Raw genomic sequence first — 23,631 nt, 5'->3', positions numbered from 1 at the left:
CGTGAGTCAGGTGCCAACGGTCATCATCACGCGCCCGCCACATCAGGCGCAGAATCTAGTGCAAAAGTTAGCGCAATTGGGACGGCAGGTTGTGGTTTATCCTTTGTTTGAGATCGAGGCGGTAAGCGATAATCCGGAACTGGATTTGGCAGTACAGAATTTGACTGCGTTTGCTTTGGTGGTATTTGTGAGTCCAAATGCGATTGACGCTCTATTTAAACGCGAATCCGCACTTGCCTTGACTTGGCCGAAAGCTGTTGCGATAGGCGTCGTGGGCGTTGCCAGCCGTCAAGCTTTGTTCAAGTATGGTATTGATGAGCATAAAGTCAAAATTTTTTGCCCGACCAATCATGAACGCACCGATTCTGAGACTTTGCTGGTGGAGCTGGATTTACCCGCTTTGCGGGGACATAAGGCGCTGATCGTGCGAGCCGATTCTGGTCGTGATTTTTTGGCCGAAGCTTTAAGTGCGGTCGACGTTGAAGTGCAATCTCTGACCGCCTATAAACGAGTAAAGCCTATTTTTGATGAAGAAAAACGAGCTCAATTGATCGATTTTTTGCAAGGACACTATGATTGGGTGATTACCAGCTCCGCTGCGCTGAAAACCCTGTTGGAGTGGTGTTCTCAATTGAATCTGGAAAACGCAGTCGCCAAAATGCAACAGCAACATCTGTTTGTTCCTCATTTCCGTATCGCTGAGGTAGCAACAGAACTAGGATTTAAACATGTTAGCCTAAGCGCTTCAGGCGACGAAAAGCTCTTACTCGCGTTACAATCACACTTATGACTGAACAAACTCCCTCTACTGAAGATATGTCGACCAATAACACGACTAATTCAACTAATACGGCTGAGACTAACTCGACAGCCGTGCCCGCGACGCCGACAGTGGCAGTACCCAACTCAGTTGCATTGGATGAGAATGGCAAATCTGCACCGCTTTGGATGAGTCCGCCTTACCTGGTCTCGGGTGCCTTGGCGATCTTGCTTGCCGTGCATTGGTATTCCTCCCAAAATCAAATGACGGCTCTGCGGGAAGAAGTGGCGCGTCGTTTGCAAAATGCCGATATTACGAACAGCGAAATAAAAGGTATTGCCAAAGGCGTTCAAGAATCATCTAAAGAAACCCAGGCTAAAGTCAGCATCTTAGAAGCAAAGCAAACCGAAGCTCAGGGGCAGCAAGTTGCTCTTGAACAGCTTTATCAAGATTTGTCTAAAAATCGTGATGAGTGGGCCTTAGCAGAAATCGAACAAGTATTGGCGACCGCAAGTCAGCAATTGCAGTTAGCCGGCAATGTGCAAGGCGCTCTAATTGCGCTGCAAAATTCGGACGCGCGCCTGGCGAAAGCTGAAAAGACACAATTTATCGTGGTGCGTCGTGCCATTGCCAAAGACATAGAAAAGCTCAAAGCATTGCCACAAATCGATTTGACCGGTTTGGTGTTACGCCTCGATAGCGTGATTGCCCAAGTTGATAATATCCCTTTATGGTCAGATGAAAAAGCGCCAGTGGTAGCGACACCGCCGAAAGCGCCGCTGCGTGTCTTGCCGCGTGGTGCAAAAGCGAATAACGAAAAAGCAGATAACGCGGGTGAAAGTAGTTTTACTGCGAAACTACAAGACCGCTGGCAGAGTTTTTATAGCGAAATGTGGACAGAAATGAAGCAGTTGGTGCGTATTCGCAATGTCGAATCTCCAGACGCGCTTTTGTTGTCGCCGACACAGGCCTACTTCGCTAAAGAGAATTTGAAATTACGTTTGTTGAATGCACGTCTGGCATTGTTGTCACGTAACGAAGGGGCATTCCGCAGCGACATGATTTCAGCACAAGATTTAATTACGAAGTATTTTGATGTGCGCTCAAAGCAGGCTCAAACCGCGCAGTCCTTATTGAAACAAATTCAGAGTAATAACTTGTCGATAGAAATGCCCGCTTTGACTGAAAGTCTTAATTCTGTCCGCAACTTCAAGATGAAACCTTAAGCATGCGTATTTTTATCCGAATTCTTATTTTATTTGCCTTAGCCGCAGGCTTGGCCATTGGTGGTCGTTTCAATACCGGAAATGTGGTCTTGTTTTATCCACCAATGCGCATGGATGTTTCGCTAAACTTCTTTCTGGTGTTGTTAGCGCTGCTGTTTATTGCTGTGTATTTCATCGTCAGGACAATTGCAGTTACGGTGGAAATGCCCAAGAAAGTCGCGGAATATAGGCAAAGTAAGCGTGAGCGAGAAAGTAACCGTGCTTTACGCGAGGCTTTAAAAGCCTTGTTTGAAGGGCGTTTTGGCCATGCCGAAAAATCCGCATCAAAAGCGCTGGATCTTCCAGAAAACAAGGCCTTAGCGGCTTTGATCGGTGCTCGGGCAGCGCATCATATGAGTCAGTTTGAGCGCCGTAGCGCCTGGTTTGCCAGGATAGAAGAAGACAATGCCTACAAAACAGCGCGCTTGGTTACTATGACTGAGCTGTATGTAGATCAGCACAAGGCTGAGCAAGCCTTGGATGCAGTGCGCGAGCTAAATGCACGTGGTAAGCGCCATATCCAGGTATTGCGTTGGGCTTTGAAGGCGAATCAACAGGCAAAAAATTGGAGTGAGGTTGTTAAGTTGGTGCGTACGCTGGAGAAAAATCATGCCATTCATCCTGCACTGGCAGGACGCTTGCGTGAAATGTCTTATGATGCGTTGTTAAAGGAACATGGGCATGACGCTGAGTCGCTACGTCGGGTTTGGAGTGAGGTGCCTTCAACGGAACGTAAAAATCGTTATATCGCAGTGAGTGCTGCTGCTGCATTTACCAAATGCCAGGTATTGGATGAAGCCCGAAGTATCGTAGAAAAATCCTTGAATGAGGATTGGGATAATCGCTTGTTACGGATTTACCGTGAAGCTGCCGCCGCCGAAGGAACAGTCGCTTTACGATCTCAAATCGAAAATTGTGAAGCTTGGCTGAATACGCAAGCGAAGAACCCCGAACTGGAATTAACATTGGGTGTTTTGTGTTTCAATCAAAAGCTTTGGGGTAAAGCACAGGTACATATGGAGGATGCTTTAGATCACGCTCAAGAGCCGCGCACGATACGAGAAGCAAATTTAAGCTTGGCACGTCTGCACGAAGCCATAGGTCAAACCGCAGAAGCAAACAAGTACTACCGGCAGTGTGCGATAGCGACGACTTTGTAATTGGCATTTGGTGTGCGGCCTGAATTTCTATTGCGCCGCACCAAAATGTCTTAAAAATCGTTATAATCTATCGATTGTGTTTGATTTACTTTGAAAGTGTCTTATGAGTTTAAATAAAGTAGCTGCAGGTCGTGATTTGCCTAATGATTTTAACGTCATCATCGAGATCCCTATGAACGCGGATCCGATCAAGTACGAAGTAGACAAAGAAAGCGGCGCGATTTTTGTTGACCGTTTCATGGGTACAGCGATGCATTATCCATGTAACTACGGTTATGTGCCAAATACGATTTCTGGCGATGGTGATCCGGTTGACGTGTTGGTGATTACACCATTTCCTTTGATCCCTGGCGTTGTAGTGCGTTGCCGTCCTATCGGTATCTTGAATATGCATGACGAAGCAGGTGCAGATGGTAAAGTGTTAGCCGTACCTATCGACAAAATTCTGCCTATCTATCAGCACTGGCAAAAACCAGAAGATTTGAACATTTTACGTCTCAATCAAATCCAGCATTTCTTCGAACATTACAAAGATTTAGAGCCAGGTAAATGGGTGAAAATTGATGGATGGGGCGGCACAGATGAAGCCCGTGCAGAGATTTTGAATGGTGTGGAAAACTATAAAAAGTCTTTGGCTTAAAAGTCGTTATTCTTAGTCGGCGTATTCTCTATGAAAAAAGCACTCAATTTCGAGTGCTTTTTGTTTTGAAAAAATACCAAATTGTTTTAAGAGCGAAATGCCATTACTGCTAAAAATGCTGCAATTATAAAACTACCCCAGCCCAACCAAAACAAAGTGCCTTTTTCTTTCCAATTCACCGTACCACTGCTTTTTGACACTTCACCTTTGGCAGATTGACGGCGCGCACGCTTTTCACCTGCTAAAAACTTATTCAATGCCAGCGCCATTTCGGCCGCACTCTTGTAGCGCCTATGTGGTTTTTTCTGCATTGCCTTCATGACGATGTGTGCTAATTTTTCTGGCACATTGGGGTTGATCGCATCGGGAGATTTTGGTGTCTTATGCGTGATGTTGTAGAGCAGCTTGTCAAAGTCAGAGGCGGAGAACGGCTTTTGTCCGGTTAATAATTCATACAAGACTGCGCCTAGGGAATAGACATCGGTTAATGCTGTAACCGGTTGGCTGGACGCTTGTTCGGGCGACATATAGTTCGGTGTCCCCATGATATTGCCTTTGAATAGGGTTTGCGGTTGACCGTTTTCATCGAGCACCCGATTAGGTACCCGAGCAATTCCAAAATCCACCACTTTAGGCTGATTGTTTTCGACGATGAAAATATTAGCGGGTTTGATATCGCGGTGAATCACGCCTTGATTGTGGGCAAAGGCTAAGGCATTTGCGATCTTGTAGGCAATGCCAGCTGCATCGAGGACGTCAAAGCGTTTGCCGCTTGCCATTAGTTCACGTAAATCTTTACCTTGCAAGAATTCCATCGCGATGAAGGTGGTGCCACCCTCACTGGAGGCATCGTAAATCGTCACAATATTTGGATGGGACAGTCTGCCTGCAGCACGTGCTTCGTTGATAAATTGTTGTTCGCGTTGCTTTTTATCAGTAGCGCCAACCGGATTATTCAAGATCTTAATCGCTACAGCGCGATCTATGATGGGGTCGTGACCAAGTAATACATTGCCATTGGAGCCGCTACCGAGCTTGTCAGTCACAGTAAAACGGCCGATTCTACGCATAGGCATTTTGGCAGATGCGGCTGGGCTGTTTAAATGTGGAGTTTGATTCATACTCAGTACAACCTTGAATTAAATATATCTAACCATCTGCTAATGATGAGGCGAATGGATTATTTTTGCATTCGCACATTCTAATGGATTTGATCATGATGAATGACAATCAGACCTGCTTTCTGTACAAATTTGTTGCAAATTCAGTTTAGCTGAAGAATTGATTTTCGATTTCTTTGCTAATACCACTTGTCAGATATTCCTAATTGCTTGGACTAATTATATTTTTAAAAGGGGAGTGTTCGTGAAGCTCATCTAGATAGTTGTCGATACCACCTTGTTCGCGTTGCAAAAAGTGGGCAACCGCATCGGCAAATGCTGGTTCGTTCAAAAAATGCGCTGAGTAAGTTTTTTGTGGCAAAAAGCCACGCGCCATTTTGTGCTCACCTTGTGCACCACCTTCAAATATTTGAATTTTTTCTTCTATGCAAAATTCTAAAGCCTGGTAATACGCCGTTTCAAAATGCAGGCAGGGCAAGTGTCGCAGACAGCCCCAATAGCGCCCGTAGATTGTTGTCTTATTATGTATAAAGAGCGCGGCGGCGATTCTTTCATTATCTAAGCTGGCGATGATCAGGAGAATATGGTCTGGCATAGACTGACCAATGCGCAGGAAGAAATCCAGATTCAGGTAAGGACTAGAATGATGTTCGGCGTAAGTGCGGTCATAGCATCGCTTGAAAAATTGCCAGTCGGTTTGAGTTATGTCTTTACCGCGCAAGCGCAAAAATTGAACACCGCTTTCCTGTACTTTACGTCGCTCTGCACGTATGTTCTTTCGCTTCTTATGTTCCAAACTACTTAAGAAATGTTCGAAGTCTTGAAAGCCCTGATTTTGCCAATGGAATTGCACCCCTTGCCTTTGCATAAATCCCTGGGCTTTGAATATTGGCATTTCATTGGAACTTGGAAATAACACATGACAAGACGAATAGGCGCCGCTTTTTATTAGAGATAATAAGTGTTGCAGTAGGATTTTTTCGGCGCTGGGTGAGCTGCTAAGCAGACGGTTGCCTTGCACGGGCGTGAAGGGTATCGCTGACAAGAGTTTGGGATAGTAGGACAGCCCATGTTGTTGATAGGCATTTGCCCACGCCCAGTCAAACACATATTCACCATAGGAGTGCAATTTTTCATATAAGGGCATAGCGGCAACTAGTGTTTCTTGCGTTCCGATTTGTTCCCAGACGCAAATGAAACGCGGAATCCAGCCCGTTTCTGCCGACGCAGAACCCGATTCATGTAGTGCATGTAAGAAAGCAAATGACAAAAAAGGATAGGGCTGTGTTTGCAACTGCACTAAGCCATCCCAATTTGCTTGCCCAATCTCCGATAGAGAATCGACCAAGCACATGCGATAATGTGAGACTTCAGAATTCATAACTCGGCTTTAAATCTTTATCGTTAAATCTTATGACAGTAAAAGTTGCTATTGCTCAAATGAACAGCATTGTCGGTGATCTCACGGGCAATGCTCAGCAAATTCTCGACTACGTGGCGCGTGCCTCGGCACAAGCTGCCGACATTGTGGTGACGCCTGAACTATCGCTGGTTGGTTATCCTCCAGAGGACTTATTACTTCGTAGTGCGTTTTGTCAGCAAACTGAGCTTGCACTGCAAAAGTTGGCGCGTGACTTGCAGCCATTTTCTGATGTGCATGTCTTGGTCGGACATCCATTGGAGCAGCATGGACAGCACTATAACGCGATTTCGGTTGTGTTGAATGGCAACATCACGCATACCTATTTGAAACACGCTTTGCCGAATGACGCGGTGTTTGATGAGAAGCGTTATTTCTGCACGGGAGATGACCCTGTGGTATTCGACGTGAAGGGTACCAAATTCGGCATCAATATTTGTGAAGATGTTTGGAATGGCGACGCGCCGCAATTAGCGCGTGCTGCGGGAGCGCAAGTCTTACTTGCACCAAATGCTTCTCCGTTTCACATGAATAAAAGTGATTTCCGGATTGAAGTCATGCGTCAAAACATCAGCAAACTAGGTATGAGTTTGGTGTATGCGAATTTGTTGGGCGGTCAGGATGAATTGATTTTTGATGGCAACTCCTTTGTACTCGACCAAGAAGGACGAGTTTGCGCACAGCTAAAACACTGCGAAGCGGATTTGCAGATGGTTGATTTTAAGGATGGTGTGCCGCAAGTCAGTGCGGTAGCACAGACTTTATCCGTAGAAGCGCAGATCTATCACGCCTTGGTGTTGGGTGTGCGTGACTATGTGACGAAGAATGGTTTCCCTAGTGTCTTGATTGGTTTTTCGGGTGGCGTTGATTCGGCTTTGACTTTAGCGATTGCGGTTGATGCTTTGGGTGCAGACAAGGTGCGTGCGGTGATGATGCCTTCGCCGTATACCGCTGATATTTCCTGGTTAGATTCGCGCGAAATGGTGAAACGTATCGGCGTGCGTTACGACGAGATTTCTATCAATGAATGTTTTAGTGCATTCAAAAATACTTTGAGTCAGGAATTTGCCGGCTTAAAAGAAGATACGACGGAAGAAAATATTCAGGCACGCATACGCGGTACGATATTGATGGCGATGTCGAATAAGTATGGCTCTATCGTTTTGACAACCGGTAATAAGAGCGAGATGGCGGTTGGTTATTGCACTTTGTATGGTGATATGGCAGGTGGTTTTGCGGTGATCAAAGACGTTGCGAAAACCATGGTGTATCGACTTTGTGCGTATAGAAATTCAATAAGCGATGTGATTCCTGAGCGCATTATTACGCGGCCACCGTCGGCGGAATTGCGTCCAGATCAAAAGGATCAAGACTCCTTACCTCCATACGATATTCTTGACGGAATTATGCAGCGCTATATGGAAGAAAATCAGTCACGAGCTGAAATTATCGCGGCAGGTTACAGCGAAGCCGATGTGGAGCGTATCACGCGCTTGATTAAAATTAATGAATATAAACGACGTCAGGCGCCGGTGGGTATTCGCATTACGCATCGTGCCTTTGGACGTGACTGGCGTTATCCGATTACATCGAAGTTTCGCGATTAAGTTAGTAGACACATAGTAGACAATCAGTGAGGAAAACATGAAACAAATTACCGCTATCATCAAACCATTTAAATTAGATGAAGTCCGCGAAGGTCTGGCTGAAGTCGGCGTTACCGGTCTGACAGTGACGGAAGTCAAAGGTTTTGGGCGTCAAAAAGGGCACACTGAGTTGTATCGTGGTGCTGAGTACGTCGTCGATTTTCTGCCGAAAATTAAAGTTGAAGTGGTAGTTGATGATAAGGTTTGTGATCACGTAGTTGATGCCATCATTAAAGCTGCGCATACAGGCAAAATCGGCGATGGCAAAATTTTTGTGCAGAATGTCGAGCAGGTGATACGTATTCGTACTGGTGAGACTGGATCAGAAGCCGTCTAAATTTCCCGAGGTAAAACAAAGCAGGCGCGAATCAGGTTGATGATTCGCGCCTGTTTTTTTGATAGATTTAGGAGGCTCGCAGTAAAACTATCAAGGCGCCAGAGCCGCCGTCTGCTGCGGTCGCTTGACTAAAGGCAATCACTTCATCTTTCTGTATCAGCCAATTCCGCACCTTGTTTTTCAACACAGGTTCTTTGTTGATCGAACCTAATCCCTTGCCATGAATAATCCGCACACAGCGATAGCCACTACGTATACATTTACGTAAAAATTCGCCGAGATTGTCACGCGCTTGGTCACGGCGCATGCCGTGCAAATCGAGCTGCGCTTGTATGACCCAAGCGCCTTGACGCAATTTTTTTGCCACGTCGATGCCTACACCAATTCGGGTGTAGCTGAGATTTTCATCTGACTCTAACAGGGTTCCCGCATCGAACTCGTCGGATAAAGATTCCTGTAGTGCTTTTTGTTCGTCTTCAATATGTTTGTAAGCGATTGGTTTTGGTTTTTTGGGGATTGCTTGGAATTTTTCTGGCTGTTTTAAGATTTGCACTTCGCCTATGCTGCTGCGAAAAATATTCGCTTCGATTGCTGCTTGCTTTTCGCGCGCTATCCGTTCCGCCTCAGCTTTTTCGCGTTGCGCTTGTTGTTCTTTGAGTTGTTTGCCAACTTGTTGAAGGTCAGCAAAAGATTTCATTGATGAGGCCATGAGGAAGTTTGCCGATGAAAAAGGAATTTAGAAACTTTTGCCGCAGTGGCGCAGAGGCGCAGAGGTTTTTGAAAAGACTCTGCAATCTCTGCGCCTCTGCGGTTCAAATTTATTCTTCTAAGAAACGCTGCGCATCGAGTGCAGCCATACAGCCTGTACCAGCGCTGGTAATAGCCTGACGGTAGATATGATCTTGCACATCACCTGCTGCAAATACGCCTGGAATATTGGTGGCCGTTGCCATACCTTCGTTACCCATCTTGGTGATGATATAGCCGTTTTTCATCTCCAACTGACCTTCAAAAATACTGGTATTTGGCTTGTGACCAATCGCGATGAAGACACCGTGTAAAGGTATAGCGCTCACAATACCATCGGCGGATTTGATATTGATACCGGTCACGCCAGAGGCGTCGCCCGTAACTTCATCCAGAGTGTGATTCCACTTCACTTCGATCTTGCCCTCCGCAACTTTGGCCATCAAGCGGTCTATCAAAATCGCTTCGGCACGGAATTTATCGCGACGATGAATGACAGTCACTTTGCTGGCAATATTTGATAAATACAAGGCTTCCTCTACCGCAGTGTTACCACCACCGACAACGGCGACTTCTTTACCGCGATAAAAGAAACCATCGCAAGTGGCGCAAGCGGACACGCCTTTGCCCATGAAGGCTTCTTCGGATGGCAGACCCAGATATTGGGCGGAAGCGCCAGTCGAAATAATTAAAGAATCGCAAGTGTATTCAGCTTGATCACCGATTAAGCGTATCGGTTTTTCTGTCAGTTTGGCAGTGTGAATATAATCAAAAATAATTTCTGTGTTGAAGCGTTCTGCGTGTTCTAAAAAACGTTGCATCAATTCTGGACCTTGTACGCCATTAGGATCGGCTGGCCAGTTTTCGACATCTGTCGTTGTCATCAATTGACCGCCTTGTTCTACGCCTGTGATTAATACAGGATTTAGATTGGCGCGTGCTGCATACACGGCTGCGGAGTAACCAGCTGGGCCAGAGCCGAGAATCAAAACATGGGCGTGCTTAGTTGATTTAGGTGTAGACATGATGGTTCCGATGTAAAAGGTCGACGAAAATGACTTCTTGAATATTAAATAAGTGCTTAAAACCCACTTTTCTGGCAACAAATCCATATTTTGATTTGCGAAGATCGCCATTATCCCAGATTTGCAGTAACTTGACTTTATGCAGGTCAAGGAATGCAGCGAATGCTAGCTAGGTGTAGGAATAGAGAATATAGGGTGCCCGAAGTTGGCATTGCCCTAAGCATGATAGCGATGGGGGGGGCGGCGCAGGTGGTTTTGCGCCTATTTGCATCTATTCGTGCCAGAAAAACTTCAAGGCAGGCTTAATTTATCGCGAAAACAAGAATCGACTGGGCGGGTAAGTTGATATTAGCCGACCCATTCGTATCGCTACTCACATTGAGGCTGTTATTCGGATAAACACTGCTTAATCTTGCATTGGCAGGCAGGTTTTTAATTAGGCCTAAGCTGGCGTTATTGCCGTAGTTAATGATGATGACGCTTTTTTCATTGCCGGATTGACGTTGAAAACTGAGGATGCCGTTTTCTACCATCGCGTTGATGTAATTGCCAGAATTAAGCGAGTTGCGTTGCTTGCGTAGACTGATCAAGTCTTTGTAAAACTGCAGCAGGGAGTTGGGATCTTGGCGTTGCGCTTCCACATTTTGACCGCTGACATTGCCAGATAAAGCACGGAAAGGCGTACCCGTTGTAAAGCCAGCATTGTTGCTATTACTGTTCCAGCTCATGGGAGTACGTAACTTGTGATCTCCTGTCAAATTAGTGGCGCCTGCCAAACCAATTTCCTCGCCATAATAGATGAACGGTGTTCCGGGTTGTAATAAATAAGTGGCTGCCGCGAGTTTGTATTGTGCGATGTTGCCGTTAAGCTGATCCCAAAGTCGTGCCCCGGCGAATTCATCATGGTTGGAAATCATCGTCGACATAGTTAGGGGTGCGCTGTTGAAATAGTCGGCGACTGCTTGGATCGCGCTAGTTTGCCCTTTGGCTGCATTGACGATATCGTAATTGTGTTTGAAGGCGAACGCATTGCCACAGGAGTTGTTTGCTGCAAAGGCGAGGGGATTGCCGGGCGCTTCACAAACGATGTAGCGTTTATCGTATTGCGCAATGTTTTCACGTACTTTGCCCATCACGGCGATGCTCTCGGGTTGGCTCTCCCATGCGCCAGCATTGTTTTCGATCAGATTGCCAACGGCATCAAATCGAAAGCCATCGGCTCCGCGATTGAGCCAGAAACGTAAATTGTTTTGATGGAATTCAAGCACGGCAGGATTGAGTAAATTGAAGTCCGGCATACCAGAGTAGAACGCGGCGAAGTAGGCACCATTCTTGGTGTTATACCAGGGATTATTGCCAAAAATATTCCAGCCGCCCGGTGCGATATCTTTCCACACATACCAGGCGCGATAGGCATTATTGCTGGTATCGGCAGAGTTGATAAATGCAGGATGCGTATTCGCACTGTGATTCATCACATAATCAAGTATCAGGCCTATGCCACGTGCATGGGCTTGTTTAACTAGTTCATCGAAATCGGCCAGCGTGCCGTATTGCGCTTCAATATCTCGATAGTCCTTTACCGCGTAGCCGTGATCTTTGTCCTCACTTTGGGTAATAGGCATTAGCCATAGGCCCTTGATACCCAAATCCTGTAAATAGTCCAGGCGTTGTATCAATCCACGGATATCGCCGACACCATCACCATTGCTATCCTGGTAGCCGCGCACGTAAATTTCCATAAATGGGCCGTTGCGCCAGTTATCCGATAAAGCGCTACCAGGATCATTTTTATTCACGACACTGGTATTCACCGCAGGAAGATTGGCACTTGGCGTCTCTACTGTTGGTGTGTTGGTCGAAGAAAAATTGATCGTACTAGAGGTGCTGCCACCGCCACCGCAGGCGCTGAGGATAGTCATAGTGACTAGGGGAAGTGTCAGGGTGCGGAATAATTGAAGTGTAGTTTTAGTCATTTTATGTATTTTAATTACCGTTCGTTTGTCTATCGTTATCCAACTAACTATCTTCATTCTAGTATTAAACTTTCGAACATTGTTTACTATTTGTAGTAAAACTACATATTTTATTTGTAGAATAAAAAAAGCGACTCGAAAGTCGCTTTTTGCGGAGTGGGGGGGTAATTGATTAATTAATATCTAGTAATGCCTTTTTTATGGTGTACGGACCGCTGTAACTCCCTGTTGCATTCTTATAGCCTTGGGTTTGTCCATCGCGTTTGAAAGTCAATGTGAAGGAAAGTGGATTATATGAATCGGATGGCGCTGTGCCAGTGCTGGAGCTAGGCGTCTGATCTATCAGGTGTTTGAATATAGCACTGGAGCTGCCGACGCCATTTGCGTCCACAGCAAAGATATTACTGGAATTGAGTGCGTTGCTAAATTGATAGCTAACGCCACCGCTGCCTATCAATAATGTTTTGCTGCTGGTGATAGTGCGATCACTGAATTTGAAACTGTCACCCGCAGTTAAATAGGATAAGCGCACGCTGCTGGCATTAAATTTTGTCCCAGTGCCAAAATTGCTGGTGGTTGCTTCAGCCACGAATACGCCCCCCGTTCCATAGACGGTCGCAATATCTCCGTTAAGGTAAAGCGCCGTGTTTTGATCGATGCCATAAGACACATTGGGGCCTATATTTTTTAAGGCGGCGATGAATCTTCCCAAGCGACCTGAGCGACTGGCGCGATTATCAAAATGGGTATCAATATTCGCGTTGGGTACAAAGCCAAAGCCTTTAATCTTAGTACCAAAATCGACATTGCTAGGGTGACTCAGACAACTAGGTGCGGGCGTACCATCTGAGGCGGGAGCGACGTAAGGGCAGTTTGCCGGCGTGATGCTGCGTAGCGTATTTTGATTCAAATAGCCTATGCTGATGCCTTCACCGTAGGAAGTTGTTGGCGCAATTGCAGTGCCTGCAGAGTCGCCTGCATAAATGAAATTGCCTGCTGCATAGCGTGCTCGTATGGCTGCTAATAATGGCGTATCGCTGCCGTCGTCTTTGAGGAAAGTCCGTGCTAAACGTGATTGATCACCGCCTATCACATAAACCAGGTCAGCTTGATTGATTATGGCGATATTGGCCTGGCCCTGACTGCTGGAATTGTTCGAATTATTTGCATAGGTATCGTGGTGACTCAAAATGTGCTTGGGTGAAAAACCATGACGTTGAAATAGATTGTAGTAAGACCAGGCACCAGATGCGGTGTCATTGGTAAATTTATCGACACCATCGGCCTGATTGATCGCTGCAGCAGTGATAATTGCTACACGCGGACAAGGTGTGCTATTCCAATCTGCGCTGCAATTGGACGTGCTATTGATGTTGGGTACTGTGGTGTTTTTGCCAGTAGCCTGACGTAAGCCCGCCACGAAAATACCGGTATTTTCTTGTAAGATCAGCCCGCCATTTAGCCACACTTTGCCAGTCACGACTGCAGTGATAGGTGGTGTGACAGGTGGTACATCAGGATTGCCGCCAGCACTTGGGAATGTGAGGTTCAAAGTGTAATTGCCACTACCCGAATAGCTCTTGACTCGAACATAATAAGTACCGGCGGCAGGTGCATTATAGGTTCCAGTTTCGGGGTTATTGCTAGTCGATTTGTAGCTGACATAAGCGCCCGTTGCAGGATACAGATACCAATCAAGATCGACACCCGTCCCGTGCGAAAGTTTGACGGTAATTGTGCCTGCCGCGTTGACATCGAGTTTGTACCAGTCGTAGTCACTGGCTGAGCTCAGACTACCTGTGATGGTGGTGCCAGAGCATATTCCTGTATTCGCAGCAGTATCGGTGTTGTTCGGTTCGACTTCGTTGGTGCGGCAAGCGGCCGCACTTGTCATGCTCATGAGCGAAGCTAGTAAAGTCGCCAGTAGCATAGAACTGGCTTTCCATAAGTTGAGGTTTTTCAATTGTTTGTCTCCGAAATAATAATGGTGTACGGCATTCTTTCGAGTGTGTCTGCAGCGTAGAGACAGCAGGCATTTCTTGATCACGTCGAAAGTGCGGAATACATTCTTAAGGTCGGTCGCTTTTGAATCTGAGACAGTCGGTATCTGGTGATGTGCACTTAATGCACGTAGAACTAAGTCACTCAATAACTGTCTAAATTTTTACATTTTATTTTTTATGTAAACCGATTGACATTGAATATAACCTGATTTCTTGAAAAAAGAAATTTTTTTTGGACTTCTGTTGCTTCTGACGTTTTTCCATTGAGATGTAATTTAAGAAATGTCTGTATAAATGCGACTATTCCGTTGCTATATGAACGTTCACCACGCATTAAAGCTCGGACGCTGAGGGTGTGTTTTTTTTACTCTTACCAATGAAACTGAATAGTCGCGTATAAATTTAGAAATACTTGGTCAAATAGCCTATTCCCCAGCTTTTGCCCTACAATCATGTCTGCTTGTTTTCTCTAAGAACTATGACGAATTCCAACGAAGTTTATCAACGTAGCCGTAATGCACCGTCCAGTGCACCTTTACCGAATCGCCTTGTCGTTTTGTTGACAGAGGTGCGTTGGTTGCTGTTCGCTGCGGTCAGTGTTTATTTGATGCTGATATTCGCAACTTATTCACCACTTGATCCCGGTTGGTCGCGCGTGACCGAAGTGTCGCGTTTTCATAATTTGGGTGGGCGGGTTGGTGCCTATATCTCAGATTTATTCTTTTTTATTTTTGGTTTTTCCGCATGGTGGTTTTGCCTGGCGATCATACGCATGGTGTGGTCTGACTATCGCAAGGTGAATAATAAACTGGCCGAGATGGAAGTTGAGACGCCGCACAGTCTAGAAAAAATTATTCAGTGCACAGGTTTTTTTCTGATGCTGTTTGGCTGCATGGGCATAGAATCCTTGCGACTGTATTCATTGAAAGTGGCATTGCCTGGTGTGCATGGCGGTGTGTTGGGAGAGCTGATTGGCCACCTGAGTTCGTCGGCTTTTGGCTTTACGGGTGCGACGCTATTGCTGCTATTGCTGATCTCACTTGGTTTTAGCCTGTATTTTCATATCTCTTGGTGGCAAATTGCCGAAAATACAGGTGCTGCAATTGAAGGCACGATTGAATTTTTCCGTAAAAAATATACCGATCACGAGGATCGTAAATTAGGTGAAAGCGCCGCCGTTAAACGTGAAACGACGGTGGTACAAGAACGTGCAAAAATTGTTGAAGCGCCGCCGATACGAATAGAGCCGCAAGTGGTTACCGTGCAAAAATCAGAACGCATCGAAAAAGAACGTCAAGTTTCTTTGTTCAACGATATGCCTGATACCAACCTGCCGCCATTGTCTTTATTAGACGAGCCGCCGCTTACGCAAGAGACCGTGAGCATAGAAACTTTAGAGTTTACCAGCCGCCTTATCGAGAAAAAATTATCTGATTTTGGCGTGGAGGCGAAAGTGATTGCCGCTTACCCTGGCCCTGTAATTACCCGCTATGAAATTGAACCTGCGACAGGTGTGAAAGGTAGCCAGATCGTTGGCTTAGCGCGTGACCTGGCACGTTCTTTTGCGCTGACTTCGATACGCGTGGTCGAGACCATTCCCGGCAAAAATTATATGGGCTTGGAGTTACCAAACCCTAAACGTCAGATCGTGCGTTTAACCGAAATTTTGAGCTCTAAAGTGTATAACGATAGTGCTTCGAATTTGACCATCGCTTTAGGTAAGGATATCGCCGGTCATCCAGTGGTAGCGGATCTGGCCAAGATGCCGCATCTTTTGGTGGCGGGTACCACGGGTTCAGGTAAATCAGTGGGAATTAACGCCACGATTTTATCTTTATTGTACAAATCAGACCCGAACGATGTCAGGATGATTTTGATCGATCCCAAGATGTTGGAGATGTCGGTGTATGAAGGCATCCCACATTTGTTAGCACCTGTGGTTACCGATATGCGCCAGGCCGGACATGCCCTGAATTGGGCGGTGAATGAAATGGAACGCCGCTATAAATTGATGTCAAAACTGGGCGTGCGTAATCTCGCAGGATACAACATGAAGATCGCTGAAGCGGCGAAGCGTGAAGAGCATATTCCCAATCCATTTAGCTTGACGCCCGATGCACCAGAGCCTTTGGAAAAGCTTCCGACCATTGTTATTATCATCGATGAATTAGCTGATTTGATGATGGTGGTAGGTAAGAAGGTCGAGGAATTGATCGCACGTATTGCCCAGAAAGCACGGGCAGCGGGTTTGCATTTGATCTTGGCAACACAACGCCCATCAGTCGATGTCATTACCGGTTTGATTAAAGCGAACATCCCTACACGTATTGCCTTTCAGGTCAGCAGCAAAATTGACTCACGTACGATTCTCGATCAGATGGGCGCGGAGTCTTTGTTAGGTATGGGTGATATGTTGTACATGCCGCCCGGCACTGGTTTGCCCGTGCGCGTGCATGGTGCTTTTGTGTCCGATGAAGAAGTGCATCGTGTGGTGAAATATTTGAAAGAACAGGGCGAGCCAAATTACATCGAAGGTATTTTAGAAGGCGGCGTGTTAGAAGAAGGCGGAGATGCGCTGGCACCCGGTGAAGGCGGCGGTGAAGCGGATGCTTTGTACGATCAGGCGGTCGCTATCGTATTGAAAAATCGCCGAGCCTCTATCTCTTTGGTTCAGCGACATTTGCGCATTGGTTATAACCGCGCCGCACGTTTATTGGAGCAGATGGAAACCAGTGGTGTCGTTTCAACCATGCAATCGAATGGCAATCGTGAGATTTTGGTGCCGGCAGGTAATGCTGAGTAGACCTTATTGCTCGCTGTTGCGTTAAGAAAAGATGTTCACAAAACAGAATTGGAAATATTTTGAAATCCTTACAAAAAAGTAGGTCTCGTATAAAAATGAGTGCAATAGCCTTGAGTCTGATGTTCGCGGGATTGAGCGCGGCACAAGCTTCGGCGATTGATCAATTTAAATCTTTCGTGGTGAATACCAAAACAGCGAAAGGCGATTTTTCCCAGACCCAAGTCAAAATGGTGGGTGGTAAAGCGCAATTAGGTAAAACTGCATCGGGTGTTTTTAAGTTTGCACGCCCCGGTAAATTTGTCTGGAGTTACCTCAAACCTTATGAACAAGTTTTACAGGCGGACGGTGACAAGCTGTATATGTACGACAAAGATTTAAACCAAGTCACCATCAAAGCACTGGGTAATGCGATAGGCTCAAGCCCAGCCGCGATTTTGTTTGGTAGCGTTGATCTGGAGAAGAATTTCACCCTGAAAGATGCCGGTGTTAACAACGGTATTGAGTGGTTAGAAGCGATACCAAAAGAGAAAGATAGTCAGTTTGAATTAATCCGTATTGGTATGAAGGATGGTCTGCCTGTCGGTATGGAGTTACGTGATAGCTTCGGTCAAATCTCTACGGTGAACCTGATTAATTTCGAAAGAAATCCCAATTTCGCAGCAGATCATTTTAAATTTGTCGTACCCAAAGGTGCGGACGTGAATCGCCTATGATGTCTATGTCTGCAGCCCCGGCATCACTGCACCAACCCTTAGCCGAGCGCCTGCGCCCAAGTTCACTGACAGAAGTCATTGGCCAGCAGCATTTGCTGGGCGAGGGCAAACCTTTGCGTGTTGCGTTTGAGTCGGGTGAGCCGCATTCTATGTTGTTGTGGGGGCCGCCCGGTGTCGGGAAGACGACTTTGGCGCGTTTAATGGCACAAGCGTTTCAAGCCGAGTTTATTGCCTTGTCGGCAGTCCTGTCTGGTGTGAAAGATATCCGCGATGCGGTTGAACGTGCAGAATTCGTGCGTGCAACATCACAACGTCGCACCATTTTGTTTGTAGACGAAGTTCATCGTTTTAATAAGAGCCAGCAAGATGCATTTTTACCGCATGTAGAAAGTGGCTTGTTCACTTTCATAGGCGCAACGACCGAAAATCCCTCTTTCGAAGTAAATAGTGCGCTACTGTCGCGTGCCGCCGTGTACGTGTTGAAATCCTTGACCGAAGATGATCTGACTTTGATGTTGGATAAAGCTTGTCTGCAGGAATTAGATGGTCTGCAATTTAGCGTGGAGGCAAAGCAAAGTTTGATTGCCAGTGCGGATGGCGATGGGCGAAAACTACTGAATAATCTTGATATCACGGCACGAGCTGCCCAGGTAAAAGGCCTGAAAGAAGTTGATATTCTTTTGTTAGCTGAATGTTTGGGCGACACGCTGCGTCGCTTTGATAAAGGTGGCGATGCGTTTTATGACCAGATATCTGCTTTGCATAAATCAGTGCGCGGTTCGAATCCTGATGCTGCTTTATATTGGCTGGTGCGCATGATCGATGGTGGCACTGATCCACGGTATTTAGCGCGGCGCATCATTCGTATGGCGAGCGAAGATATCGGTTTGGCCGACCCGCGCGCATTACGGATTAGCCTCGATGCCGCGGAGGTCTATGAACGTTTAGGTTCTCCCGAAGGTGAGTTGGCTTTGGCTGAAGCGGTGGTGTATTTGGCTTGTGCTGCAAAATCCAATGCTATCTATATGGCTTACAAACAAGCCCGTGCTTTTGTGGCGAAAGATAAGTCGCGTGGCGTACCTGAACATTTACGCAATGCGCCGACTAAGCTGATGAAGGAGCTTGGTTACGGAAAGCTCTATCGTTATGCGCACGACGAACCGAATGCGTATGCAGCGGGTGAAACTTATATGCCGGAAGGTCTGGAAGCGCTGCACTGGTATGAACCCGTACCGCGCGGTATGGAAATTAAAATCGCAGAGAAGCTGGCTTACCTCAGACAGCTAGATGACAACAGCTAAGTTAATACGGTGTGCTGAGTTATTCGGGCATGTTGTCTACCAAGCCTGAAACCACAATTCTGGTCTATGCAAAGGCATAGATGTCGGCGTCAGCAAGGGATTCTTGAGATAGATAATCGTGCGTTGTTTAAGATTGGCACGTTCTATCGATGCTTGATTGTATTTTTGAAATAGACGTTCAAAAACCCCATTTGCAATTATCTTTTCAAAACCTATTCGTAAGTCTTCTGCTAGTTTGGGGCGGCGTGGCGTTATGAAAAAATAGCAAGCTGTCGGATAATGCAAAATAATATTTTGCTCAACTTCAATCTGATGTTGGCGATGATTGGCAAGATCACCCCAGATTTCAAAAATCGAGCGCGGAAAGTAATCAAAACGCCCAGCTTCCAACATCGCAAATAGGGGATCGTAGGCGTTTGAAGTGAATACCGTTAAGTTATTTGCTTTTAAAATATTCACGTCAGGCCAGTCGATTCCTTGTCCCGCAGCATAGGGTTTTAGATCGTCGAGCTTTTTAATACCAGCAAAAGCCGTTTTCATTTTGCTGGTGATGAGCCCTATGCGCCATCCGATCAGACCTTTTTCTATGGGAATACGTATCGGAATTAATTTTTTCTCGCGATCATCCGTCGTCATGCTCCACAAAATATCTACTATTCCATCCGGCTTAGTCATTTCATAAATTGATCGTCCTTGTAGCATACGACCTTGAGTAGCAACTACTTTGTAAGGACGTGGGGAGTGAAGGATGATTTGTTTTAATAGTTCTTGGATGTATGCTTCGTTCGGATCGACTTTGACATCGAGGCGAGGAATATTGATTTGCAAAGGTTCTTGGATTTGGGCTCGTAATGAAGTGGCCACGATTGCGAATGCGACAGCAAGCAAAATATGAGCAGCCATTTGTGGCAAATTGTATATGCGCCTCACTTTTTTCTCCCTATAAGCTGCGCAATTTTTGATTACTTTTAAGGCTAAGTATAGGTCGAAATAACGTAAAAAGTGAGGCATATCTTCAATTCCTCACATCAGCGTCGGAAACTGATCAAAAACAATTCTTGCACCAGAAACGGCGAGAATTTTTGCCGATGCGTTCGGGGTCACGATGCATAGTAGCGACCAAAACGATTCTCACAAAATTCTTTAAAACTCGCTTGTTCCTGGCGTACTAAGCCTTGTTGCGGTAGCTTTCCCGCCAATAGTAATTCCACCATGGTGCAAATGCCGGATGCGGTGGTCAATTGGATTGCTGAGAGCAATTGGCCATTAACTTCTTGAGCATAGATTTTCTTTGCGTAAGTTTCTTGTTCTAGTCTGCCATTACGTTGACCGATCACACTTACAAAGGTCAACACCACATCTTGCTTGGTCATAGGGATAGAAGTTTCTAGCACCTCTTTTAAGATGTGGCGGCGTTCCAGTTTACCCAACTCTAGATCGCGAATCAGCATTTTGACGATATCGCGATGTCCCGGATAACGTACTGTTTTGTAATTCAGGTTTTGTACTTTGCCTTCTAGCGATTCACATAAAGAACCTAAACCACCAGAGGTATTAAAGGCTTCATAGTCGATACCATCGAGAGAAAAATGCTCAACTTCTTCTAATGCTGAGGTCTCGCGTTGGCGCCCATCGACGATGGCTTCACAAGGATTGCAGTACTCGTTTATTAAACCGTCGGTGCTCCAGGTTAAGTTGTATTTCAAGGCATTATTCGGAAACGTAGGTAGTGCACCAACGCGCAAAGTGACGTCACGCAAACTATCAAATTTGTTCGCTAGCTCATTGGCAACGATAGAAATAAAGCCTGGCGCCAGCCCGCATTGAGGAATAAAAGCGCTGCTGGCATTAAAGGCAAGATCCTTCACCGTGCGCGTACTTTCTACATCTTCGGTCAAATCGAAATAGTGTGAATTATTTTCTTTAGCCGCCTTGGCGATAATCGGTGTTAGAAAGTAAGGACAAGCAGACATGGTGACTTGTTGATTTCGGATTAAGGCGCTCACTACATCATGATTGCTCAGGTCGGCCTGAATTGTTTTTACGCCAGGAAATCGCGCTTGTTCTACATATAACAGTCGTTGCTGATCGCGATCCGCGACTGTTATCTCGTAGTCACCTGTATGGGAGAGTAGATTCAGGATGGCATCGCCGATTTTTCCTGCACCGAGAAGAATTAATTTGGTTTTCATTTTTTGCTCCTATTTATCTCTGTTGAACATGGAAAAATTTGTGTACTTATTTTTCTAGTGTAGTTGCCATGAGTGTCAGATAATAGAGCTGAAAATGACGTCATATTGTGTAATGACGATACAATATGACGATAAAAGACGATGATTTGATTTATTTTGATTCGGGAAGGCGTGACAGATGAAAGCTGCTTTAGATGAAGTTGATAATAAAATTTTAGCTTTGTTAATGGATAATGCGAGAGTTCCAGTCACGACGATTGCCAAGCAAATAGGCATAGCACGCACTACGGTCATTGCGAGACTGCAGGTTTTGGAAAAACGTAAGGTGATTGCTGGCTATGGAGTAAAACTTAATCCTGTTATGTATCAACCTGTAGTCCGCGCCTATGTTGGCCTTTCAGTAGAAGCACGCAATGCGCTTGGCCTCATTAAGTTTTTAGAACAGTTGCCAGAGGTAGAAAGTTTGTGCGCCGTGAGTGGTGCGATTGATTATATGTTGACCTTACGTTGCGCCAGCACGGAGATTTTGGATAAATTATTAGATCAAATCGGTAATCGCGATGGCGTACGCCAAACCTCGACTTCAATTATTTTGAGTAAACGTATAGATCGCTCTTCGATTTAAGTGCGATTAAGGAGACGCAAAACCTTGTTTTAAGAAATGGGAGCTGTTGCTTGGGTGTAAACGAAAAATGGTCTGAAAAACAGACCATTTTTTGTCTAAGCTTTCGGCTATCGAAGGCTCATTGATTAAGAATTACTCTGTGCTTTGCTGGAAGGTTTTTTGTCGTCGTTATTCTTCTTCGCATTAGCAGGCTCGCTGAATTTCTGCGAACTTTGTTGTAAAACCTGTAAATGCACCGACGCTTTATCCATACCGCTACGATCTATCTGCATTGCACCTTGACCACCATTAGCCCCATCCGCCGGGCAGTTCTCTTGGCAAGCTGCTTGCGTATTCATCTGCGAAGGAGAAACCACAAACTCTTGGCTAAAGGCGAGACTCGTAAATGCCGCCAAAGTAATACCGAGAGAAATTTTTTTCGTATTCATGATAGTCAAAGCTCCAAATGAATCGCAGTGAAGCGAGAAGTGTAAATCAAATTGGTATGCATGCGTCAAACTAATTGTAATTAATTTGTATCAAAAAAATGTCTTGCCGACAATTTTCTTGGTGTCCGTGGTTTTTGTAATAAGTTACTTTGTGATTTGCCTATTTCTATAAACAGAAATCCTGATAATCACCAATATTTTGTCTTGATTAAGTCAATTTCTGCATTGAATTTTGATTCATGTCGTTTACTTGTTGTTGTTTTTCCTGCGCTTTGTCAAACGATAACTTGTCGGCTGCGCTGAGGCGTTTTGCAGAAATCGTGATGGTTTGCATGTTGCTGTTGATTTGTTCTTTGTCGTAATCTGCTTTTTGTTGAAGACTCAGACGTTTCGCTTTGACGACGACGGTTTGTGTATTGCTAGCCCAGCCATTTGATTTGTTCGATGCAGTGACGTCTATTGGATTTGAGGCAAAGCTGGCTGCGCAAAAAACGCTATTGATGGCGATTGCCGTGAATAGTGACAGGGCGTTTTTTAAGTGTTCAGACATGATGGTTTTCCTTCGAATAAGGTGATGCATGAGTAGATTTGATGTCGCCACTGTAAAGAAGTGCTGGCCGAATCGCCAGCGAGATGTGATGAAATGCAGAATCAACGGTATCAAGCCCTGTTTTTCCAACGCAGCTTGCTTTCACGCCAATTTCAGAGTGAGGTAAGCGATCATGTTGACTATTGCTGGTGGTAAACAGAATGGAATTGGTCAGACCCTTGCGTGGCGATTTTTGCTTGGTTTTACCGTGGCTAGATAGGAGATGCATGCGCATAATCCGTTCACCCCGCGCGTCCTGCACTTCATACCGTTAAACATTAATTTGGTCGGATTGGGGATGTCAAGTTCAATACGATGTCTTACAGTGCAAATGCGTTCACAGTTTCTTTATCAAGGATCAATCATGAAAAATTCTAGCAAACAGTATTTGTATTCCGTCTTACGCCAGGCCTGGCAGGAGTTGCGTGCAGTTGGAAATAAGGCTGCACAGGTGTTGATGCGTACACCCTTGCCACGTCTATTAATGTTGTGTATTGGTGTCGCGTTGCTTCTGACTATCGTGCCCTTAGTATTGACACTATTTGTGATATTTATGTTGATTAAGCTGTTCTTGCTATTAGTCGTGATGAATGTGCGCGGCCAAAAAACAGCAAGTGATAGAACAATGAGCGATAGAGCTGCGTGGTCTTATAAAGAAAGCGAAGAGGCGCAATTGGTGCGCGTTGAACAAATTACTTTGCGTCGTGAAGATAAATAAAGGCGAATTCTAGGATGAAGTGCAATTTATGAACGGTACCGGTTGATGAGGGCAAGATGCGATAGCATTTGTGCCTTTTTGACCTGCCAGTCGAAATTGCATAATGAACTACACACATCTCACCCAAATAGAACGATACCAGATTTACGCATTAAGAAAAGC

At 45.5% G+C, this 23,631-nt stretch carries 22 protein-coding genes; 11 read left to right on the top strand and 11 right to left on the bottom strand.

Going from position 1 to position 23,631, the window contains the following annotated elements:
- The first annotated feature begins 1 nt into the window (after position 1).
- The 4 genes from AC1RR2_RS04075 (at position 2) to ppa (ending at position 3,825) form a co-directional block, all read left to right on the top strand.
- Positions 2 to 790, top strand: coding sequence for a uroporphyrinogen-III synthase (locus tag AC1RR2_RS04075; protein WP_493221026.1), 789 nt, complete (start codon positions 2 to 4; stop codon positions 788 to 790).
- Positions 787 to 1,986 (top strand): uroporphyrinogen-III C-methyltransferase, encoded by a 1,200-nt coding sequence (locus AC1RR2_RS04070; RefSeq protein ID WP_493221025.1) that lies wholly within the window; start codon positions 787 to 789, stop codon positions 1,984 to 1,986. The genes AC1RR2_RS04075 and AC1RR2_RS04070 overlap by 4 nt, the downstream gene beginning before the upstream one ends.
- A 2-nt stretch (positions 1,987 to 1,988) precedes the next feature.
- A complete protein-coding gene (locus AC1RR2_RS04065) occupies positions 1,989 to 3,185 on the top strand; it encodes a heme biosynthesis protein HemY (RefSeq protein WP_493221024.1) in 1,197 nt (398 codons plus the stop codon).
- A 103-nt stretch (positions 3,186 to 3,288) separates the two neighbouring features.
- The gene (gene ppa, locus AC1RR2_RS04060) at positions 3,289 to 3,825 is read left to right on the top strand and encodes an inorganic diphosphatase (protein ID WP_493221023.1); all 537 of its coding nucleotides are present in this window, start codon (positions 3,289 to 3,291) and stop codon (positions 3,823 to 3,825) included.
- Between the two features lie 86 nt (positions 3,826 to 3,911).
- On the opposite strand, the gene AC1RR2_RS04055 is transcribed toward ppa, so the two are convergent.
- Both AC1RR2_RS04055 and AC1RR2_RS04050 read right to left on the bottom strand, forming a co-directional pair.
- Complete coding sequence (locus AC1RR2_RS04055) at positions 3,912 to 4,946, bottom strand: serine/threonine protein kinase (protein WP_493221022.1); 1,035 nt, start codon at positions 4,944 to 4,946, stop codon at positions 3,912 to 3,914.
- 202 nt (positions 4,947 to 5,148) lie between these two features.
- Entirely contained in the window at positions 5,149 to 6,327 is a 1,179-nt protein-coding gene (locus AC1RR2_RS04050; RefSeq protein ID WP_493221021.1) for a GNAT family N-acetyltransferase, read from the bottom strand.
- Positions 6,328 to 6,359: 32 nt separating this feature from the next.
- On the opposite strand from AC1RR2_RS04050, the gene AC1RR2_RS04045 reads away from it, so the two are divergent.
- Entirely contained in the window at positions 6,360 to 7,973 is a 1,614-nt protein-coding gene (locus tag AC1RR2_RS04045) for an NAD+ synthase (RefSeq protein ID WP_493221020.1), read from the top strand.
- 37 nt (positions 7,974 to 8,010) lie between these two features.
- A complete protein-coding gene (locus AC1RR2_RS04040; RefSeq protein ID WP_186942768.1) occupies positions 8,011 to 8,349 on the top strand; it encodes a P-II family nitrogen regulator in 339 nt (112 codons plus the stop codon).
- Between the two features lie 67 nt (positions 8,350 to 8,416).
- Here AC1RR2_RS04040 and AC1RR2_RS04035 read toward each other — a convergent pair whose 3' ends face one another.
- The 4 genes from AC1RR2_RS04035 to AC1RR2_RS04020 all read right to left on the bottom strand — a co-directional run bounded on the left by AC1RR2_RS04035 (position 8,417) and on the right by AC1RR2_RS04020 (position 14,060).
- Entirely contained in the window at positions 8,417 to 9,046 is a 630-nt protein-coding gene (locus AC1RR2_RS04035; protein WP_493221019.1) for a Smr/MutS family protein, read from the bottom strand.
- Positions 9,047 to 9,167: 121 nt separating this feature from the next.
- On the bottom strand, positions 9,168 to 10,121 hold the full coding sequence (trxB, locus tag AC1RR2_RS04030) for a thioredoxin-disulfide reductase (RefSeq protein ID WP_493221018.1): 954 nt from the start codon (positions 10,119 to 10,121) through the stop codon (positions 9,168 to 9,170).
- 302 nt (positions 10,122 to 10,423) lie between these two features.
- Positions 10,424 to 12,097 carry an alpha-amylase family glycosyl hydrolase gene (locus AC1RR2_RS04025; RefSeq protein ID WP_493221017.1) on the bottom strand — a complete coding sequence of 558 codons (1,674 nt, stop codon included), beginning with the start codon at positions 12,095 to 12,097 and terminating at the stop codon, positions 10,424 to 10,426.
- Between the two features lie 172 nt (positions 12,098 to 12,269).
- A complete protein-coding gene (locus tag AC1RR2_RS04020; protein ID WP_493221016.1) occupies positions 12,270 to 14,060 on the bottom strand; it encodes a pre-peptidase C-terminal domain-containing protein in 1,791 nt (596 codons plus the stop codon).
- Positions 14,061 to 14,578: 518 nt separating this feature from the next.
- Between AC1RR2_RS04020 and AC1RR2_RS04015 the strand changes: the two genes are divergently transcribed.
- From AC1RR2_RS04015 to AC1RR2_RS04005, 3 genes are read left to right on the top strand one after another with little or no spacing between them, the layout of a single operon-like run.
- On the top strand, positions 14,579 to 16,903 hold the full coding sequence (locus tag AC1RR2_RS04015) for a DNA translocase FtsK (RefSeq protein WP_493221015.1): 2,325 nt from the start codon (positions 14,579 to 14,581) through the stop codon (positions 16,901 to 16,903).
- Between the two features lie 56 nt (positions 16,904 to 16,959).
- The gene (gene lolA, locus AC1RR2_RS04010) at positions 16,960 to 17,616 is read left to right on the top strand and encodes an outer membrane lipoprotein chaperone LolA (RefSeq protein ID WP_493221236.1); all 657 of its coding nucleotides are present in this window, start codon (positions 16,960 to 16,962) and stop codon (positions 17,614 to 17,616) included.
- Positions 17,613 to 18,917, top strand: coding sequence for a replication-associated recombination protein A (locus tag AC1RR2_RS04005; protein ID WP_493221014.1), 1,305 nt, complete (start codon positions 17,613 to 17,615; stop codon positions 18,915 to 18,917). The genes lolA and AC1RR2_RS04005 overlap by 4 nt, the downstream gene beginning before the upstream one ends.
- Positions 18,918 to 18,953: 36 nt before the next feature.
- On the opposite strand, the gene AC1RR2_RS04000 is transcribed toward AC1RR2_RS04005, so the two are convergent.
- Entirely contained in the window at positions 18,954 to 19,847 is an 894-nt protein-coding gene (locus tag AC1RR2_RS04000; RefSeq protein WP_493221013.1) for a hypothetical protein, read from the bottom strand.
- 170 nt (positions 19,848 to 20,017) lie between these two features.
- On the bottom strand, positions 20,018 to 21,109 hold the full coding sequence (locus AC1RR2_RS03995; protein ID WP_493221012.1) for a saccharopine dehydrogenase family protein: 1,092 nt from the start codon (positions 21,107 to 21,109) through the stop codon (positions 20,018 to 20,020).
- A 178-nt stretch (positions 21,110 to 21,287) separates the two neighbouring features.
- Between AC1RR2_RS03995 and AC1RR2_RS03990 the strand changes: the two genes are divergently transcribed.
- Positions 21,288 to 21,734 (top strand): Lrp/AsnC family transcriptional regulator, encoded by a 447-nt coding sequence (locus tag AC1RR2_RS03990; protein ID WP_493221011.1) that lies wholly within the window; start codon positions 21,288 to 21,290, stop codon positions 21,732 to 21,734.
- Positions 21,735 to 21,859: 125 nt separating this feature from the next.
- On the opposite strand, the gene AC1RR2_RS03985 is transcribed toward AC1RR2_RS03990, so the two are convergent.
- From AC1RR2_RS03985 to AC1RR2_RS03975, 3 genes are all read right to left on the bottom strand, one after another.
- Positions 21,860 to 22,162: a hypothetical protein gene (locus AC1RR2_RS03985; RefSeq protein ID WP_493221010.1), complete on the bottom strand. Its 303-nt coding sequence runs from the start codon at positions 22,160 to 22,162 to the stop codon at positions 21,860 to 21,862.
- Positions 22,163 to 22,370: 208 nt separating this feature from the next.
- Positions 22,371 to 22,712 (bottom strand): hypothetical protein, encoded by a 342-nt coding sequence (locus AC1RR2_RS03980; RefSeq protein WP_493221009.1) that lies wholly within the window; start codon positions 22,710 to 22,712, stop codon positions 22,371 to 22,373.
- The gene (locus AC1RR2_RS03975) at positions 22,705 to 22,980 is read right to left on the bottom strand and encodes a hypothetical protein (protein WP_493221008.1); all 276 of its coding nucleotides are present in this window, start codon (positions 22,978 to 22,980) and stop codon (positions 22,705 to 22,707) included. The genes AC1RR2_RS03980 and AC1RR2_RS03975 overlap by 8 nt, the downstream gene beginning before the upstream one ends.
- Positions 22,981 to 23,115: 135 nt before the next feature.
- On the opposite strand from AC1RR2_RS03975, the gene AC1RR2_RS03970 reads away from it, so the two are divergent.
- Positions 23,116 to 23,469 (top strand): hypothetical protein, encoded by a 354-nt coding sequence (locus tag AC1RR2_RS03970; RefSeq protein ID WP_493221007.1) that lies wholly within the window; start codon positions 23,116 to 23,118, stop codon positions 23,467 to 23,469.
- The last annotated feature ends 162 nt before the right edge of the window (positions 23,470 to 23,631 follow it).

This window comes from Undibacterium sp. GW821-FHT11H02 (assembly GCF_058808015.1).
Note: the sequence above shows the minus strand (reverse complement) of the source record. Positions and strands in the feature narration are given on the sequence as shown.